Genomic DNA, 18,007 nt, shown 5'->3' with positions numbered 1-18,007 from the left:
CCCGCGATGGTGTCCTGGCTGGGGATGAAGATGTAAAGATCCCAGCCTCGTTTCTCTCGACAGGTCCTACAAGGTCCCCCACAATTCCTTGTACTCCCGCAATGACCTGCAGTGGACGAGAATATGAAACACGCGGTTGCCAAGAACTCCGACAAGGCCCCCATATTCTGGCGTGATGACGCCCTGCCCTTTATCGAAGCACGCTCCATCGCCGACGGCCGAGAGGTGTGCTACTCGCGTCATTCCCACCTACACTTTTCGATCGGCGCAATCACCGCCGGGTGCAGTACCTACATCCACGAACAGGCGCAGTTTGAAGTCAGTGTCGGCACCGTGGTGCTGATGAACCCCGGCGATGTGCATGCCTGCAATCCGATCGATGACCAGCCCTGGTCATACCTGATGTTCTACGTCGACACCGCGTGGCTAACCGATTTGCAACACCAGCTGGGATTCAGCCTCGACCTTGAATTTCGGCGGTTTTCCCTGACTCATGTGCGCGACCAAAACCTGTTTACCGGCCTGATAAATTTGTACGACGCATTGATCGACACCCGACAGGACAACCTGCAAAAACACAGTGCACTGGTCGAATTTTTCAGCGAAATGCAGCTGCAGCTCAACCCGGCCGAACAAACACTGCGCGAACCCAATTTTAAGCTGGAACGCGCAGCCGACTTCATCCGCGACAACTGCACACATCTGCTCAAGCTCGAAGACATTTGCGCGGCCGCCCAGCTCTCGCCCTCCTACCTGATCCGCGCGTTCAAGCAGCATTACGGCATGACGCCCCACGCCTTCCTGGTCAACCGCCGAATCCAGTTCGCCCAGGACCGCCTGCGCAGCGGCCAGTTGATTGCCGATGTGGCGCTAGAAGCCGGGTTTGCCGACCAGGCGCATTTTCAAAGGGCATTCAAACAGCACCTGGCCGCAACGCCCGGCCAATATCGCGGCTAGCCCCCGACCTATTGGAGTACAGCCCAGTGGAGCAAGGCCCTGTGGGAGCAAAGCTTGCTCGCGACGGCAGTGCCACAGGCAACATCAATGGTGAGTTTCAGTCCCTCATCGCGAGCAAGCTTTGCTCCCACAGATCAGATCACATCAGGCCAGGCCAGGCCAGGCCAGATGAGACCAGCTCAAGGCAGCAACAGATACCCTGCACTCACTGCCAACATTGCCGCCATCCCCCGGTTGAACCAGCGCATCCCCTGCGGATTATTCAGATACCCGCGCAAAAAGGTCCCGGCATACGCCCAACACCCAACTGACAGATAACAAATCACCAGATACACCGCCGCAAATTGCCAGACCAGCCGCGCCTCGCCGTCTGCGACAAACGCACCCATGCCCGCCACACAGGCCAGCCAGGCTTTCGGGTTGAGCCACTGCATCACCGCACCGTAAAGCATCGACGGTGCACGGGCGGAGTCACTGGTATCCAACCGACCATCGTCAGTCGCCAGTTTCCAGGCCATGAACAGCAGAAATGCCACCCCCGCCAACTGCACCATCCGCGTCAGAGTCGGCCAGCGCTGCAATACCTCATGCAGCCCCAGGCCCATCAATACCAGCAACAACACAAACCCCAGCGTCGCCCCGGCTACATGCCGTTGACTGGCTCGAAAGCCAAACTGCGCACCGGAGCTCAAGGCCACGATATTCACCGGCCCCGGGGTTATCGAAGCCACCAGCGCAAACGCCGCCATGGAGACAATCAGACTCATCACATACCTCATCACTCTGTTAAACCAGACCTCAGGGTAAGGAGCAGCCGCATACGGGTATTGAACAAAACACCCCTCACCGGCAGCGCGACGTGCGTCGGCCATCGAGGTCCAGGACGATAACGTGGAATTCACTGTCGATTTTGCGGTGGAGCAACCGCCCGCGGCACCCTATGCTCCCTCCATGAACCTACAAAACACATCGCTACCACCCCACAACGAAATGGTCCGCGCCATGCTCGAACGGGACACTGCCTACGAAGGCGTGTTCTTCACGGCGGTCAAGACCACCGGCATCTTCTGCAGGCCCAGCTGCACGGCGCGCAAGCCCAAGCCTGAAAATGTCGAGTTCTTCGCCCATGCCGATGAATGCCTGTCGGCAGGCTACCGCGCTTGCCTGCGCTGCAAGCCGCTGGACGCCGCAGCCATCGCCCCCGACTGGGTACAAAAGCTCCTGACTGCCGTGGACACGACTCCGGATCGACAATGGTCGGATGCGCAGTTGCTGGCCGAAGGTATCGAGCCGCTGAAGCTTCGGCGCTGGTTCAAGCAGCATTTCGGCATGACCTTCCATGCCTGGCTGCGCACCCGTCGTCTGGGCATGGCGCTGGGCGGCATCAAGCAAGGTGCCTCCATCGACAATGCGGCTTTTGATTCGGGGTATGAATCCCTGAGCGGTTTTCGCGACGCGTTTCAGAAGTCGTTCCACATGACCCCGGGCCGCGCCGCCAGCAGCGAGCCACTGCTTTTCACCCGGCTTACCACGCCCCTGGGGCCGATGATCGCCATGGCCGAACGGCGTGGGCTGGTGCTGCTGGAATTTCTCGACCGTCCGGCCCTGACCCGCGAAGTCGAGGCGCTGCAAACCCGTTACGGCTATGCGATAGCCCCGGGACACAACGCGCACTTGCGTCAGATCGAAGACGAACTGGCGCAGTATTTCGCCGGCAAGCTCACCGTGTTCAACGTCCCGCTGCACCTGCCAGGCAGCGAGTTCTCCAGGCTGGTGTGGGCCGAGCTGGTGAAAATCCCGTACGGCCACACCAGCACCTACGGCAGCATCGCCGCTACCTTGGGCAAACCCGGCGCCAGTCGTGCGGTCGGCCTGGCCAACGGGCATAACCGGGTGTCGATCGTCGTGCCTTGCCATCGGGTCATCGGCGCCGATGGCTCGTTGACCGGCTACGGCGGCGGCCAACCGCGCAAGGCGTTCCTGCTGCGCCTGGAAAATGCTGCGCTGCAGCTCACTCAGCTGAGCCTGTCGGGAATGAGCTTGGAGGACGCCTGATGCCCGACACCTGGTCCGCTGCCAGCGAGTTTCTAGCCGGAGTCGACGAAGACTGGCGCCAACACATCGCAGCCGTCGGCCCCTGCCTGCATCAGCCGCATCCGGCGCGTGATCCGTACGAGTCACTGGTGCGCTCGATCGCCTATCAGCAGCTGCATGCCAGGGCCGGTGACGCGATCATCGGGCGGTTATTGGCGCTGTTTCCTACAGGCGCTTTTCCGCGGCCGGAGCAGATCATCGCTACCGACTTCAATCAGTTGCGAAGTTGCGGCTTTTCCGCCAGCAAGATCGCGACCATTCAGGGCATTGCCAAAGCGGCGTTGAGTGGCCTGGTGCCCGATTACCCCTCCGCACTGGCGCTGGACAATGAGGAGTTGATCGAGCGCTTGATCACCTTGCGTGGGGTCGGGCGCTGGACGGTGGAGATGCTGCTGATCTATGGCCTGGAAAAATCGGATATTTTGCCCGCCGATGACTTTGGCGTGCGCGAGGGGTATCGGCGGCTGAAGCGGCTTGAGGTGCAGCCGACTCGAAAGCAGATGATCGAGATTGGCCTGGCGTGGAGCCCTTACAGGACGGTCGCGGCCTGGTATTTGTGGAGGGTGCCGGCCAGGTAGTCCGCGTTATCGTTCTTCCCAGGCACGCCAGCTCCCACAGGTTATATATCTGTATCGCCATAGCGCTACGGCCATTCACCGCAGATCCAGTCTCCTATCACCCTCTCTTATCGTCACTGACATTGCCCCGAAGCCGGCGCATGTTGGTGCCTCAACCGGAGGGATTCGACATGCTCAACACACTTAAACAGATCAATTCAACCTCAGCGTTTAGTCGCTGGGCCGGCTTCGAAGTTACCCGCGCCGAGAGCGGTGAGGCCGAATTGACCATGGCGTTTCGCAAGGAAGATATGGCGCAATACGCGGGTTTCCTCCACGCAGGGCTGATCGGTGCGTTGCTGGACACGGCTTGTGGTTTTGCGGCGGGGACGGTGGCGGGGAATGTGCTGGCCTCGCATTTCTCTGTGAACTGCTTGGCGCCTGCGGTGGGCGAGGTCTTTATTGCCCGGGGTCGGGTGGTCAAGGCGGGGAAGAAGCAGGTGTTTGCACGGGCTGAATTGTTTGCGCAGGTGGGTGATCAACTGAAGTTGGTGGCCACGGGTGATGCGATATTGGTGCCCGTCGAAGCGCGCTGACTGAGATATTCGGTGTTGCTGCTGGCCTCATCGCGAGCAGGCTCACTCTTACAGGACTCCGCGTCGGGCACAAATCCCATACGCAGCATAGCCCCCTGTAGGAGTGAGCCTGCTCGCGATGGCCATTTTTCTAACGCCATCACCAGCAAGCCGTACGCCACAGATCAAGCAGCCGCCGGCACACCACTATGAAACCGAAACTCCACATCCGGCGATTCAATCAACTCCTGCTCCGCTACCCGCACCCGGTCAATCACCTGGGCAACATCCTTGGCATCCCCATACTGGTACGCCAGCTTCAAATAACCCTGAAAATGCCGCGCCTCGCTTTTCAGCAGGCCAAAATAGAACTTGCCCAGTTCATCGTCCAGATGCGGCACCAGGGCTTCAAAACGCTCGCAGCTGCGCGCTTCGATAAAAGCCCCGACGACCAGCGTGTCCACCAGTTTCACCGGCTCATGGCTACGCACCACCTTGCGCAAACCCGACGCATAGCGTCCGGCTGACAGCTGGCGCAGCTCGATCTTGCGCTTTTTCATCAGCCGCATGACCTGCTCATGATGCACCAGCTCTTCCCGGGCCAGACGCGACATCAGGTTGATCAGGTCGACATGCGAATGATATTTGGCGATCAGGCTCAGCGCCGTGCTGGCCGCCTTGAATTCGCAGTTCTTGTGGTCGATCAGCAGGGTTTCCTGATCGGCCAGCGCGGCTTGAACCCAGCCGTCAGGGGTGCGGCAGCCGAGGAACTGGTGAATGTCGGGAAGGATCATGGGACTCACGGATAGAAGGTACAAAACGAAGGGCGCCGATTATACCGGCCTGCCGCCAGACCACCAGTCGCTTGCCATTGATATGCATCAAGTCCCGGATACGCGGCGAGCAACTATAGTTGTCCAACGCAGTATTTTTCATTCCCCGGAGATCCCGATCATGCAAGCCATTCGCAGCATCCTGGTGGTCATCGAGCCCGAGCATTCGGAAAGCCTCGCGCTCAAGCGCGCCAAACTGATTGCCGGCGTGACCCAAGCGCATCTGCACCTGCTGGTGTGCGATCGCAAGCACGATCACGCCGGCATGCTCGGCGTGCTCAAGGCGGCACTGCTGGAGGACGGCTACAGCGTCACCACCGAGCAGGCCTGGAATGAAAGCCTGCATGAAACCATCATCGAAGTGCAGCAGGCGGAAGGTTGCGGCCTGGTGGTCAAGCAGCATTTCCCCGACAGCCCGCTAAAAAAGGCCCTGCTGACGCCGGCGGACTGGAAGCTGTTGCGCCACTGCCCTACCCCGGTGCTACTGGTGAAAACCGCCAACCCGTGGAAAGACGGCGTGGTCCTGGCAGCGGTTGATGTCGGCAATACCGACCCTGAACATCGTCACCTGCATGACACCATCATCGACCATGGCTACGACATCGCCAGCCTGGCCAAGGCCCGCCTGCACGTGATCGCCGCTCATCCATCACCCATGCTGTCGTCGGCGGACCCGACCTTCCAGCTCAGCGAAACCATCGAGGCGCGCTATCGCGAGCAATGCCGGGCCTTCCAGGCAGAGTTCGATATCGACGATGATCGCCTGCATATCGAGGAAGGACCGGCGGATGTATTGATCCCGTTCATGGCACACAAGCTGCATGCGGCGGTGACGGTGATTGGCACCGTGGCGCGCTCGGGATTGTCCGGGGCTTTGATTGGCAATACGGCGGAAGTGGTGCTGGATGCGCTGGAGAGTGATGTGCTGGTGCTCAAGCCGCAGGAGATTGAGGATCACCTGGAGGAGCTGGTGGCGCATCATTAAGGATTTTCAGCGTCTGGAGAATTGCCATCGCGGGCAAGCCTTGCTCCCACAGGATGTCCGCTGAAGATGAATTTGGGCTCTTGCTCCCACAGTGCGTTCACTGAAGATTACTGTGGGAGCAAGGCTTGCCCGCGATGCTTTCAGGCGCCGAAGGCGTCCTTGAGAAACCCCGGTGCGATGTAGCGCTGGTAATGCGCCTCTGACAGCAGAAAGAACTCCCGATCAATCGCGTCGCGCAATTGCGGCAAGTTCCAGTCGCGAAACTCCGGCATCAGCACCATCCCGTAGGCTTCCAGGTTGTTGATCACCCGCGCGCCCCGGGCAATCAACTGATAGGCCCAGCAATATTCCGACTGATGCGGCACGAAGCGAATCTTGCGCTGTTCCAGCTGCAGCCGCAGGCGCTGGGGGTCGAAAATCTCCAGTTTGCTGGCCATCACCTGGGACAACAGCTGCTCCAGACGCAGCCACACCGCACGTTTCTCCTCCTCGTTGTAACCATTCCAATTGATCACTTCGTGGTGGAAACGCTTGCAGCCACGGCACACCAGATCACCGTAAACAGTGGAGCAGAGGCCGACGCAGGGGGTCTTGATGGTCTGATTGGGCATAGGTAAGAACAACACGGGAAAGCAGAACAGGTCGGCATGTTAGCCCTTTGTCTAAGATTGATCACCCCTCAAAGTTCCCCAGCCAACTTACCTTTAAATTTTTTTTGCCGTAGAATCAGCCAGCCTTTTAAGGCGCCAATGTCCGTTAGAAGCTGTTTTCAAAGCGTCACGAGCACAGTCGTTCCTTCAGAGCGGTGTTGGCGTAGGGTTTTTCCAGCGGGGAAAAGCCCAACGCCAACCCTCATCAGCTCCCCGTTCTGCAGGCGTAAAACTTTGAAAGCAGCTTCTGTAAGGAATTGTCGGTAATTCTGGCTAAGTGGCCCACAACGCCACGCAGCGCATGAGTACGGCAATTTCGGGATGAGCGTCCCGGACACCCATTTGGGACCACTGATGAGGGTAATAACTGTGCTTGAAGCCTACCGCAAACATATCGAAGAGCGTGCAGCACTGGGTATCGTTCCCCAGCCGCTCAACGCCGAACAAACAGCCGGCCTGGTCGAGCTGCTGAAGAATCCCCCGGCTGGCGAAGAAGCTTTCCTCGTTGACCTGATCACCAATCGCATTCCACCAGGCGTGGACGAAGCGGCCTACGTCAAGGCTGGCTTCCTGTCTGCTCTGGCCAAGGGCGAAGTGTCCTCCCCTCTGCTGGACAAGAAGCGCGCTGTTGAACTGCTCGGCACCATGCAGGGCGGCTACAACATCGTGACTCTGGTTGACCTGCTGGACGACGCCGAGCTGGCGCCAGTCGCTGCCGCGCAACTCAAGCACACCCTGCTGATGTTCGATGCGTTCCACGACGTGGCCGAAAAAGCCAAGAACGGCAACGCTCACGCTCAAGGCGTGCTGCAATCCTGGGCTGATGGCGAGTGGTTCAAGAACCGCCCGGTCCTGGCCGACAAGATCAGCCTGCGCGTATTCAAGGTCACCGGCGAAACCAACACCGACGACCTGTCCCCTGCTCCAGACGCCTGGTCCCGTCCGGACATCCCGCTGCACGCCCTCGCCATGCTGAAAATGGCTCGCGACGGCATCGTGCCGGACGTCCAGGGCTCCATCGGCCCGATGAAGCAGATCGAGCAGATGCGCAACGACGGCTTCCCGATCGCCTACGTCGGTGACGTGGTCGGTACCGGTTCGTCGCGTAAATCGGCAACCAACTCGGTACTGTGGTTCTTCGGCGACGACGTTCCTAACGTGCCGAACAAGCGTGCCGGCGGCTTCTGCTTCGGCAGCAAGATCGCTCCGATCTTCTACAACACCATGGAAGATGCTGGCGCCCTGCCAATCGAATTTGATGTGACCAACATCAACATGGGCGACGTGATCGACCTGTACCCGCACGCCGGCAAAGTCTGCAAGCACGGTACTGACGAAGTCATCACCACCTTCGAAATGAAGACCCCTGTGCTGTTGGACGAAGTCCGTGCCGGCGGTCGTATTCCGCTGATCATCGGCCGTGGCCTGACCGAGAAGGCTCGCGCCGAACTGGGTCTGCCAGCGTTCGACCTGTTCAAGAAACCGGATGCCCCGATCGAAAGCACCAAGGGTTTCACCCTGGCGCAGAAAATGGTCGGCAAGGCTTGCGGCGTGGCTGGCGTTCGCCCAGGCACCTACTGCGAACCGAAAATGACCACCGTGGGTTCCCAGGACACCACCGGTCCAATGACCCGTGATGAACTCAAAGACCTGGCGTGCCTGGGCTTCTCCGCTGATCTGGTGATGCAGTCGTTCTGCCACACCGCGGCTTATCCAAAGCCGATCGACGTGACCACCCACCACACCCTGCCTGACTTCATCATGACCCGCGGCGGCGTTTCCCTGCGTCCGGGCGACGGCATCATCCACAGCTGGCTGAACCGCATGCTGCTGCCGGACACCGTCGGCACCGGTGGCGACTCGCACACCCGTTTCCCGATGGGCATCTCGTTCCCGGCCGGTTCCGGTCTGGTTGCGTTCGCTGCTGCCACCGGCGTGATGCCGCTGGATATGCCGGAATCGATCCTGGTGCGCTTCAAAGGCAAGATGCAACCGGGCGTCACCCTGCGTGACCTGGTTCACGCCATTCCTTACTTCGCGATCCAGGCTGGCCTGCTGACCGTTGAGAAGAAAGGCAAGAAAAACGCGTTCTCCGGCCGCATCCTGGAAATCGAAGGCCTGGACAACCTCAGCATCGAACAGGCTTTCGAGCTGTCCGATGCCTCGGCTGAACGTTCGGCTGCCGGTTGCACCATCAAGCTGTCGAAAGAGTCGATCACCGAGTACCTGCAATCGAACATCACCCTGCTGCGCTGGATGATCGGCGAAGGTTACGGCGATGTGCGCACCCTGGAACGTCGCGCTCAAGCGATGGAAGCCTGGATTGCCAACCCTGAGTTGATGGTTGCCGATGCTGACGCCGAATACGCTGAGATCATCGAGATCGACCTGGCCGACATCAAGGAGCCTGTGCTCTGTGCGCCAAACGATCCGGACGACGCCCGTCTGCTGTCCAGCGTTGCTGGCGAGAAGATCGACGAAGTGTTCATCGGTTCGTGCATGACCAACATCGGCCACTTCCGCGCTGCGGGCAAGTTGCTGGAACAGGTCAAGGGTCAGCTGCCAACCCGTCTGTGGCTGTCGCCGCCGACCAAGATGGACGCTCACCAGCTCACCGAAGAAGGCTACTACGGCATCTACGGCAAGGCTGGCGCGCGCATGGAAATGCCGGGCTGCTCGCTGTGCATGGGTAACCAGGCACGTGTAGAGCCGAACTCGACTGTTGTGTCGACTTCGACCCGTAACTTCCCGAACCGTCTGGGTGACGGCGCCAACGTTTACCTGGCTTCGGCCGAGTTGGCGTCGGTGGCTTCCATCCTGGGTCGCCTGCCGACCGTCGAGGAATACATGGAATACGCTGGCAAGATCGACAGCATGGCGGCTGATGTCTACCGCTACCTGTCCTTCGACCAGATCGCCGAGTTCCGTGAAGCTGCAGCGAACGCCAACATCCCGGTCGTTCAAGCCTAACGCTACAACGCAATAAAAAACGCCGCCCATCGTGAGATGAGCGGCGTTTTTTTATGACGTGAAATCAAAAGATCGCAGCCTTCGGCAGCTCCTACGGGTCTGCGCAAATCTCTGTAGGAGCTGTCGAGAGCAACGAGGCTGCGATCTTTTGATCCTGCTGGTCAGGCACTCAGCGAATAGATCAACGCCGAAATCGCCACCAACCCCACCGCCGTCACAAACACATTCGAAGCCTGCCCACGATACCGCGCCATCGCCGGCACCTTGCGAATCGCATACATCGGCATCAGGAACAGAATTGCCGCAATGATCGGCCCGCCCAGGGTTTCGATCATCCCCAGAATGCTCGGGTTCAACGTCGCGACAATCCAGCACACCACCAGCATAAATGCCGCTGTCATCCGATCCAGAGTCTTCGGCGCAGGACGCTTGCCGCTCTTGACGATCAACCCCTTGAGCCCTTCACTGGCGCCGATGTAGTGCCCCAGAAACGACTTGGAAATAGCCACGAACGCAATCAACGGCGCAGCAAAGGCGATGGTCGGATTGCTGAAATGGTTGGCCAGATAGGACAGGATCGACAGGTTCTGCGCCTTGGCTTCTGCCAGCTGTGCCGGCGATAACGTCAGCACGCAGCTGAACACGAAGAACAGCACCATCACCACCATCAACCCGTGGGCGCGGGACAGGATCTGCGAGCTGCGCTCCTCGGCATGTTCGCCGTATCGGCGCTTCTGATCGACAGCAAAAGCCGAGATGATCGGCGAGTGGTTGAACGAGAACACCATCACCGGGATCGCCAGCCATAGCGTATGCAGCAACGCCGAAGGCTCAGGCAAGGTCGTGGCGGTGGCAAGAATGCCGCCATTCCAGTGCGGAATCAGGAACACCGCCAGGAACAGCAGCGCGACGATGAACGGATACACCATCAGGCTCATCGCCTTGACGATCACCTGTTCACCGCAGCGCACCACCGCCAGCAGGCCGAGAATCAGCACCAGCGACAGCACCGCACGCGGTGGCGGCATGATGTGCAGTTGATGCTCGAGGAAACTGCCCACGGTGTTGGTCAGGGCCACGCTGTAGATCAACAGGATCGGGAAGATCGCAAAGAAGTACAGCAAGGTGATCAGCGCGCCGGCCTTGATCCCGAAGTGCTCTTCAACCACCTCGGTGATGTCGGCGCCTTCACGCCCGGACAACACAAAGCGGGTCAGGCCACGGTGCGCGTAGAAGGTCATGGGGAATGCCAACACCGCAAGCACCAGCAGCGGCCAGAAGCCGCCCAGCCCTGCGTTGATCGGCAAAAACAGCGTGCCGGCCCCGATTGCCGTGCCAAACAGGCCGAGCATCCAGGTGGTGTCATGGCGATTCCAGCCTTCAAGGCTGGTGGGTTTCGCCGCTACATAGCGTTCGTCGACGCTATTGGCCTGATCATTCATCCGGTGGGATCTCCGCATTCCGGTCAGTTGCTACCCGGTCAGGACGAGTCGGAATACCCGACAGGCAGCGTCCTGGCCGAAACAGGGGCGCGATTGTCCGGGATTAATGAGCAGAAGCAAAGACTTAGCTGAGGAATGGTTATGCGGATCAGATGCTTGACCGGTTTTTCTAAATCCTGTCAGCCCGACGCTGCGCATCGCTCTTGGAGCAAACGTACGAACATGCTCAGGCTTTGCGACACCGTCCCCCGGCGCCACACCAGCCAGGTTCGCAAATAGCGAAAGGACTCCGACAACGGCCACACACTCACCGTGGTGCAGTCCGGCATTTGGCCCGATGGCTCGCTTTGATCTGCGCGATGAGCTGGATCAACAGGTACGCGATACTCTGGAGGAAGGTGCTACGTTGTTACTGGGTGGCAAGAGAGCCGACGGCCCGGGTAACTTCTACGAGCCAACGGTTTTTGCTAATGTCACCGACCAGATGACCTCGTTCAAGCTTCTGCAACGTGCAGACGGTGTGGCTGGATCGGCATTAAGCCGGGGCCGTCGGTAAAAATCTGGCCGCGTCCAAGCGCTGTTACGCAGGTTCCACTTGTCTGCTCGATTGCTGCCAAGCTAGCTGCGCCTGGACTTCAGCTGCTGCACTTAAGACTCGCTGCGCCCAATTTTCATCATCCGGTCGTACTACAACGACGCGAAATCCGTGATCACAGCCTTCTATCCGCACACCCTCGGAATCATCGACATGCAAGTCGATATCGAATGCCGGGGGAAATTTCGAGGGCGAGTTCGAGAGCCCGTGCGCCGTGAGGGCATGATTATGCCGAACACTGTTGACCACACCGTCCACGCGAATACCGTACAACATTAGCCAACGCCTGATGTAGGAAGGCGTTCGACCGGACGATGTATAGACCCAGATACTGCACCCCTGGCGACGTAATTCCCGGGTCAGGGATACTGTTCCAATACGCAGTGGCTCGCCCATCCAACGATGGACAAATGCCGGCAACCTGCTCTGCTCGACTGCGCTGTGATGGAGCTGACAGGCTAACGTGTCATCGATATCAAACGAAATACGAATGCGCTGACGCCCGAGCACGTTTATCGGAATCCAACCCTTGATTGCTTGCCAGACTCGGCTGCTGGAAATTCGGCAGCTGGCAAGTGTCGGGTAAAGTCTCATCAATGCTCCCCCTGATAAACGGGCAGGTGCTTGTCGCTCAAAAAAAATTGCATTGGATCAGGGGCTTGTTCTTCCAGGAAGGCCGCATATTTTTTCTTGATCTTGGGCAATTCGTACAATGCCCTGACCCCATGCTTGGCGGAGTTGCGTATCACCGATGAAGGATTGAAATAACCTTCTGCATTCTCTAACGTCAACACGAATGGGGGCAGTCCAGCGCGCATGAGCAAATAGCTGACGATGAGGGATCCAGTGCGGTTGTTGCCCTCGATGAATAATTGCGGTTTGCTGAGAATTCGTACGTAGACACCGGCCGCACGCTTCCATGCTGATTCGCTGCGGTGCGCGCAGTACCAATTGAACAAGTCCTTTATCCCACCCTCAGCATTGTTGAAGAAGTGCTGCTCGGTAGCGGCCAGGTGCTGAGCGTATTCCTGTCGGCGTACCGGATCCTGGCCGCAGAGTACGGTGGCATTGATCTCCAGCATCAGATTCAGTTGCTGCAGATCAAACAGGTCGACGCCACGTGCGACGTAGTCGTCAATCAGCGCGTAGCCATCAAGCATGTTGACCAGCACTTCGTCAGTCAACGGATCGCGCGGCTCGGTAAAGTGCATGCTGAGCTCGGCGAAGCGACCCTGCACCTCACGTAGCGCACGTTCAATCGCTGGCAGATCAAGACGACGCTTTCCAGACATTGGCAATCCTGACGAGAGGTGTGAGAGCTAAAAAAGAAAGAATGCAGGCAAATGCCGTATGACCGATATTTGCCTTCGACCGCAGCCGAACAGTTGTTGGCTAGCTAAATTTGCCGCTGATGTAATCGCTAGTCATTTGTTCGCGTGGGCTATCGAAGATCTGGTTGGTCGGGCCCATCTCCACCAGATAGCCGGTGCGCGTGCCCTGGGAAATATCCACCGAGAAAAAAGCCGTCGTGTCAGCGACACGAATCGCCTGCTGCATATTGTGGGTTACCAGAGCGATGGTGTAATCCTTCTTCAGTTCGACCATCAGTTCCTCGACCCGGCGGGTGGCGATCGGGTCAAGTGCAGAACACGGCTCATCCAGCAACAGCACTTCAGGCTCGGTCGCGATGGCGCGGGCGATACAGAGTCGTTGCTGTTGACCTCCCGAGAGAGACAGGCCACTGACCTTGAGCTTGTCCTTGACCTCATCCCACAGTGCCGCGCCCTGCAGGGCGTGCTTGACGCGGTCACCCAAATCACCTTGATAACGATTAAGGCGCAGACCAAAAGCGACGTTATCAAAAATGCTCATCGAGAACGGGTTGGGTTGTTGAAACACCATCCCGATATAACGGCGCACGACCACCGGATCCACACCTTTGCCGTAGACGTCCTGCCCGAGAAAATGTACATGGCCCTCGAAACGAAAGCCTTTTACCAGATCGTTCATCCGATTCAGACTGCGCAGCACAGTACTCTTGCCACAGCCGGAAGGACCGATGAATCCGGTAATCTTGTTCTTTTCGATTGGCACATGGCTGTCGCGTACCGCCAGGAAGTTGCCATAGAAAATCTTGTCCAGCTTGCAGTCCATGACTACTGGTGCCTGGATTTCAAACGGGGCGGTTTTTTGCACGCTTAATACATTCACAGTTCAGTTGCTCCCATTCTCAAAACTTAGGCTTGCCAAAAATACGGCTGACAACATTCACCACCAGTACGATCATCACCAGCACCAGCGAAGCGGCCCATGCGAGCTCAAGCTGATTGTCGAACGGCATACCGGAGAAATTGTAAATCAACACGGCGAGCGATGCGGTTGGATTCATCACATCCAGGCTGCCCTCGTGGTAGATCCAGTAGTTGCTGAATAGAGCGGTAAACAACAGCGGTGCGGTTTCGCCGGCAGCGCGCGCCACGGCCAGCATCACGCCGGTCAAGATCGCCGGCATGCCGGTCGGCAATATGATTTTCCAGATCACCTGCGATCGGGTGCAGCCCATCCCGTAAGCGGCATCCTTCATTATCTTGGGCACCATCCTCATCGACTCTTCAGCTGTTAGCACAACGATGGGCAGCATCAGTACAGCCAGAGCCACGCCGCCTGCCGGTGCCGAGTAGGTACCGGTGGTCATCACCACGAGGGCGTAGGCAAAAACCCCGGCCAAAATGGAGGGCAGCCCCGTGAGCATCTTGGCGGCAAATCGCGAGGCGTTGGCGAGCTTGCTATCGGGGCCCAGCTCAGCAAGGAAAATGGCAGCCATGATACCGATTGGCACCGCAATTGCGGCTGCGATACCAACCATGACAAAGGTACCTGCCATCGCGTTACCAAAGCCGCCGCCAGTCTCGAATCCGGTCGGAGGCAATTCGGTGAACACCTCCAGGCTAAGGCGTGCACCGCCGCGCGTGATGAGCATGTAGAGCACAGAAATCAGCGGCACGCTGGCCACAACAGCGCCAGCCCAGACCAGTGTGGTCAAGACCAGGCTTCGCAGGGCGCGGCCTTCGAACTTGCGCTGCAGGCTGGGCAACGCGGTCGCAGGAGAAGTGAGATCACTCATCATTTAGTACCACGCTGGGCATAGACCATTATCATCGATCCGATGATGTTCACTATCAGGGTGATCATCATCAGCACCAATGCGGCATACATCAAAACCTCTATCTCGGTCGGCCCCGCTTCGGGGAAATTCAGCGCCAACAATGCCGCCAGCGTATTGGCTGGTGCGAACAGAGAAAGAGAAATATTGTTCGAGTTGCCTACCAACATGGCCAGGGCCATCGTTTCACCCAAGGCACGTCCCAGACCCAGCACCAATGAGCCAAAAATACCGGTGGCCGCGGATGGCACCATTACCTTGAGAATCGCCTCCCAATGGGTGGTGCCCATGCCGTAGGCCGCCTGCTTGGTTTTCATTGGAACGCCCGCGAGGGCATCCTGGGAAACGGCAGCAATGGTCGGCAGAATCATGATGGCCAGCACCAGCGCGGCGGGTAAAAGTCCCGGCCCGCTCAATGTCGTACCGAAAAAAGGTATCCAGCCAAGTTCACTGTTTAGCCAATCCGTGAGGGGCCGAATAGCCGGGATCACCACGTAGATTCCCCACAGGCCATAAACGACGCTGGGAATGGCCGCGAGCAATTCGACGATAGTGCGGAAGACGGCCGCAAGTTTCCCTGGCAGGAAATCCTGGGTCAGAAAAATCGCCATGCTGACGCCAAAAAAACCAGCAATCACCAACGCTATCAGGGCGCTGTAGAGCGTGCCCCAAATAGCCGGCAGAATTCCGTACTTGCCTTGGTTCACGTCCCATACGGTACCTAACAGCACGTCCAGACCGTGTTTTTCCATGCCTGGAAGGGCCTTGCGTCCTACCTCGAACACCAGGGCAAAGACCACCGCCAGAATGAGAACTACACCTATGCGCGCAAGTGCGCGGAAAGTGCGATCAACCAGGAAGTCCTTTGCTGACGGAGGGCGACAGGCAGAATCCGGGTTAACCGGTACGACAAATGGCTTGTTCATGGGTTATTCCGGGGCGTAGGGGAAAACTCTCTGGCGAGGCTAAAAGCACTCGCCAAAAGAGGCCTCGCGAGCGTCACTGGATGTTGGCGGAAGCTTTGCGAACTTGATCAACGACCGACTGCGGCAGAGGGATGTAACCCATCGAATCGGCAATTTTCTGACCCTCAGTCAGACTGTATTCGACCATCTCACGCATGGCCTTGGCTTTGGCCGGGTTCTCGTTTTGCTTGCGGAAGATCATCCAGGTGTAGGAAGTGATCGGGTAGGACTTGGCACCGTCCGGATCCGGCAACCAGGCCACCAGGCTTTCCGGCATCTTCACCGCCGCCAATGCCTCAGCGCCGCTCTCGGCGTTCGGCACAACGTACTGACCGGCCTTGTTCTGCAACTGGGCAAAGTCGACTTTGGCCAGTTTGGCGAAACCGTATTCAATGTAACCAATGGCACCTGGGGTCTGGCGTACGGTGGCGGTCACGCCATCGTTTTTGGGCGATTTGATGAATTTGTCGCTGGCCGGCCAATTGACCGTGTTGCCTTCACCCAAGGTCTTATTAAACTCTGGGTTGATTGCCGCCATGTGCTTGGTGAACACGGCAGTCGTACCGCTGGAGTCTGCGCGTACAACAACAGTGATTGGCATGTCCGGCAGTTTCATCTCGGGATTCGCGGAAACGATTTGCGCATCGTTCCAGCGAGTGATTTTGCCCAGGAAGATATTGGAGTAAACATCGCGCGGCAGTTTCAGCCCTTTAGGACTGCCTGGCAGGTTATAGGCAAGTACGATTTCGCCCGCAGTCATCGGCAGCAATTGTGCGCCTTCGGCAACCTTGGCGATGTCCTCGTCTTTCATGGCGGAGTCGCTGGCCGCGAAATCAACGGTCTTGTTCAGAAAGTCCTGTACACCCGCACCGCTGCCTTTGGATTGGTAATCCACGGTTACGCCAGCGGTTTTTTTGCTGAAATCCTTGAACCAGGTGAGGTAGATCGGAGCCGGAAAACTGGCGCCGGACCCTGTAAGGCGGACGCTTTCCGCAGCAAAAGAAACCGAGGTGGCACAAAGAGAAACTGTAAAGGCGAGCGCAACAGACTTCATCAAACTTTTCATCGAAAGGACTCCTTGTGATAGCGGGCCGCGTCACTCTGCAACATTATTGTTACGCTTTTATGAAAACCGACCGACGCAAGCTTTCGCCGGTCTGATTTATCTGTCAGCTACGGCCTACCTGGAACCCGAGCCAAACCCGCGACAGGCCTGTTTCCGATAAAAACATCATGTAATTATTTAGTAACAGGTTACGACTGACACTCAGGAGGCCCTCCCCGACGCGAGTTTCTCCCATGCTCTCCACCGAAGACTCCCTGATACAGCGCATCCACCGTGAGCTTCTTGATCACAGTGACGAAGAGCTGGAACTGGACTTATCCGAAGACGGTACTGACTTGAATGCTCTATTCGATGAGCAGCTTGAGGAAGGAAGTCAGAAGGAAGCTCGAAGGATGTATTTCAGCGAGCTATTCCGCCTGCAAGGCGAATTGGTGAAACTGCAAAGCTGGGTGGTCAAGACTGGCCACAAGGTAGTGATTCTGTTCGAAGGCCGAGATGCCGCCGGCAAAGGTGGTGTCATCAAGCGTATTACTCAGCGACTCAATCCTCGAGTCTGCCGGGTCGCCGCGCTGCCAGCACCCAATGACCGCGAACGCACTCAATGGTACTTCCAGCGCTACGTCTCGCACCTGCCGGCAGCCGGTGAAATAGTGCTGTTCGACCGTAGCTGGTACAACCGTGCGGGGGTCGAACAGGTGATGGGGTTTTGCAACGCCGACCAGTACGAGGAGTTTTTCCGCACTGTGCCCGAATTCGAACGAATGCTCGCACGCTCCGGCATCCAATTGATTAAATACTGGTTCTCCATCTCCGACCAGGAACAGCACCTGCGCTTCCTCAGTCGCATCCACGACCCACTCAAGCAGTGGAAACTCAGCCCTATGGATCTGGAGTCCCGCCGACGCTGGGAAGCCTATACCAAGGCCAAGGAGATCATGCTTGAGCGCACTCATATTGACGAGGCGCCATGGTGGGTAGTGCAGGCCGATGACAAGAAGAAAGCCAGACTCAACTGCATTCATCACCTGCTGGGGCAGATGCCCTATGAAGAAGTGGAGTTGCCGGTTATCGAACTACCGCAACGTGTCAGGCAGGAGGATTACTCCCGCAGTCCGACACCACCAGAACTCATCGTGCCCCAGCTCTATTAGATTG

At 58.0% G+C, this 18,007-nt stretch carries 17 protein-coding genes and 2 pseudogenes; 8 read left to right on the top strand and 11 right to left on the bottom strand.

From position 1 onward, the window contains the following. The first annotated feature begins 123 nt into the window (after positions 1-123). Positions 124-957, top strand: coding sequence for an AraC family ligand binding domain-containing protein (locus ACYZTK_RS00850; protein ID WP_462012699.1), 834 nt, complete (start codon positions 124-126; stop codon positions 955-957). Between the two features lie 179 nt (positions 958-1,136). Here the strand turns inward: ACYZTK_RS00850 and ACYZTK_RS00845 are convergent, their stop codons facing one another. Next, positions 1,137-1,724 (bottom strand): LysE family translocator, encoded by a 588-nt coding sequence (locus ACYZTK_RS00845; RefSeq protein ID WP_462012698.1) that lies wholly within the window; start codon positions 1,722-1,724, stop codon positions 1,137-1,139. A gap of 184 nt (positions 1,725-1,908) precedes the next feature. On the opposite strand from ACYZTK_RS00845, the gene ACYZTK_RS00840 reads away from it, so the two are divergent. The 3 genes from ACYZTK_RS00840 to ACYZTK_RS00830 all read left to right on the top strand — a co-directional run bounded on the left by ACYZTK_RS00840 (position 1,909) and on the right by ACYZTK_RS00830 (position 4,204). After that, entirely contained in the window at positions 1,909-3,012 is a 1,104-nt protein-coding gene (locus ACYZTK_RS00840; RefSeq protein ID WP_462012697.1) for a bifunctional transcriptional activator/DNA repair enzyme AdaA, read from the top strand. Continuing rightward, positions 3,012-3,629 (top strand): DNA-3-methyladenine glycosylase family protein, encoded by a 618-nt coding sequence (locus tag ACYZTK_RS00835; protein WP_462012696.1) that lies wholly within the window; start codon positions 3,012-3,014, stop codon positions 3,627-3,629. Before ACYZTK_RS00840 ends, ACYZTK_RS00835 begins: the two co-directional genes overlap by 1 nt. A gap of 170 nt (positions 3,630-3,799) precedes the next feature. Next, positions 3,800-4,204, top strand: a complete 405-nt coding sequence (locus ACYZTK_RS00830; protein ID WP_462012695.1) for a PaaI family thioesterase — start codon at positions 3,800-3,802, stop codon at positions 4,202-4,204. Between the two features lie 164 nt (positions 4,205-4,368). On the opposite strand, the gene ACYZTK_RS00825 is transcribed toward ACYZTK_RS00830, so the two are convergent. After that, on the bottom strand, positions 4,369-4,977 hold the full coding sequence (locus ACYZTK_RS00825; RefSeq protein WP_462012694.1) for a MiaE family protein: 609 nt from the start codon (positions 4,975-4,977) through the stop codon (positions 4,369-4,371). A gap of 160 nt (positions 4,978-5,137) precedes the next feature. Between ACYZTK_RS00825 and ACYZTK_RS00820 the strand changes: the two genes are divergently transcribed. Then, positions 5,138-6,001, top strand: coding sequence for a universal stress protein (locus ACYZTK_RS00820; RefSeq protein WP_462012693.1), 864 nt, complete (start codon positions 5,138-5,140; stop codon positions 5,999-6,001). A gap of 140 nt (positions 6,002-6,141) precedes the next feature. Here ACYZTK_RS00820 and ACYZTK_RS00815 read toward each other — a convergent pair whose 3' ends face one another. Next, positions 6,142-6,612, bottom strand: coding sequence for a DUF1289 domain-containing protein (locus ACYZTK_RS00815; protein WP_462012692.1), 471 nt, complete (start codon positions 6,610-6,612; stop codon positions 6,142-6,144). A gap of 408 nt (positions 6,613-7,020) precedes the next feature. Here ACYZTK_RS00815 and acnB point away from each other — a divergent pair, with 408 nt between their 5' ends. Further along, complete coding sequence (gene acnB / locus ACYZTK_RS00810; RefSeq protein WP_462014988.1) at positions 7,021-9,621, top strand: bifunctional aconitate hydratase 2/2-methylisocitrate dehydratase; 2,601 nt, start codon at positions 7,021-7,023, stop codon at positions 9,619-9,621. A gap of 161 nt (positions 9,622-9,782) precedes the next feature. Here acnB and ACYZTK_RS00805 read toward each other — a convergent pair whose 3' ends face one another. Continuing rightward, positions 9,783-11,063, bottom strand: a complete 1,281-nt coding sequence (locus ACYZTK_RS00805) for a serine/threonine transporter (protein ID WP_462012691.1) — start codon at positions 11,061-11,063, stop codon at positions 9,783-9,785. A 179-nt stretch (positions 11,064-11,242) separates the two neighbouring features. Next, positions 11,243-11,392 (bottom strand): annotated as a pseudogene (locus tag ACYZTK_RS00800) (LysR family transcriptional regulator); the annotation flags it as partial. A 2-nt stretch (positions 11,393-11,394) separates the two neighbouring features. On the opposite strand from ACYZTK_RS00800, the pseudogene ACYZTK_RS00795 reads away from it, so the two are divergent. Further along, positions 11,395-11,562 (top strand): annotated as a pseudogene (locus ACYZTK_RS00795) (aldehyde dehydrogenase family protein); the annotation flags it as partial. A gap of 81 nt (positions 11,563-11,643) precedes the next feature. Here the strand turns inward: ACYZTK_RS00795 and ACYZTK_RS00790 are convergent. The 6 genes from ACYZTK_RS00790 to pstS all read right to left on the bottom strand — a co-directional run bounded on the left by ACYZTK_RS00790 (position 11,644) and on the right by pstS (position 16,852). Continuing rightward, positions 11,644-12,252 (bottom strand): hypothetical protein, encoded by a 609-nt coding sequence (locus ACYZTK_RS00790; RefSeq protein WP_462012690.1) that lies wholly within the window; start codon positions 12,250-12,252, stop codon positions 11,644-11,646. Further along, positions 12,252-12,950, bottom strand: coding sequence for a hypothetical protein (locus ACYZTK_RS00785; protein WP_462012689.1), 699 nt, complete (start codon positions 12,948-12,950; stop codon positions 12,252-12,254). Before ACYZTK_RS00785 ends, ACYZTK_RS00790 begins: the two co-directional genes overlap by 1 nt. A gap of 100 nt (positions 12,951-13,050) precedes the next feature. Beyond that, positions 13,051-13,812 (bottom strand): phosphate ABC transporter ATP-binding protein PstB, encoded by a 762-nt coding sequence (gene pstB, locus ACYZTK_RS00780; RefSeq protein ID WP_462014987.1) that lies wholly within the window; start codon positions 13,810-13,812, stop codon positions 13,051-13,053. 76 nt (positions 13,813-13,888) lie between these two features. Then, on the bottom strand, positions 13,889-14,782 hold the full coding sequence (gene pstA / locus ACYZTK_RS00775; RefSeq protein WP_462012688.1) for a phosphate ABC transporter permease PstA: 894 nt from the start codon (positions 14,780-14,782) through the stop codon (positions 13,889-13,891). Beyond that, on the bottom strand, positions 14,782-15,747 hold the full coding sequence (gene pstC, locus ACYZTK_RS00770) for a phosphate ABC transporter permease subunit PstC (protein WP_462012687.1): 966 nt from the start codon (positions 15,745-15,747) through the stop codon (positions 14,782-14,784). The genes pstA and pstC overlap by 1 nt, the downstream gene beginning before the upstream one ends. 73 nt (positions 15,748-15,820) lie before the next feature. Beyond that, positions 15,821-16,852 carry a phosphate ABC transporter substrate-binding protein PstS gene (pstS, locus tag ACYZTK_RS00765; RefSeq protein ID WP_462012686.1) on the bottom strand — a complete coding sequence of 344 codons (1,032 nt, stop codon included), beginning with the start codon at positions 16,850-16,852 and terminating at the stop codon, positions 15,821-15,823. Between the two features lie 233 nt (positions 16,853-17,085). Between pstS and ppk2 the strand changes: the two genes are divergently transcribed. After that, on the top strand, positions 17,086-18,003 hold the full coding sequence (ppk2, locus tag ACYZTK_RS00760; RefSeq protein ID WP_462012685.1) for a polyphosphate kinase 2: 918 nt from the start codon (positions 17,086-17,088) through the stop codon (positions 18,001-18,003). Positions 18,004-18,007: the final 4 nt, after the last annotated feature.

This window comes from Pseudomonas sp. LB3P31 (assembly GCF_054897945.1).
This window is presented reverse-complemented; position numbering and strand designations above follow the sequence as displayed.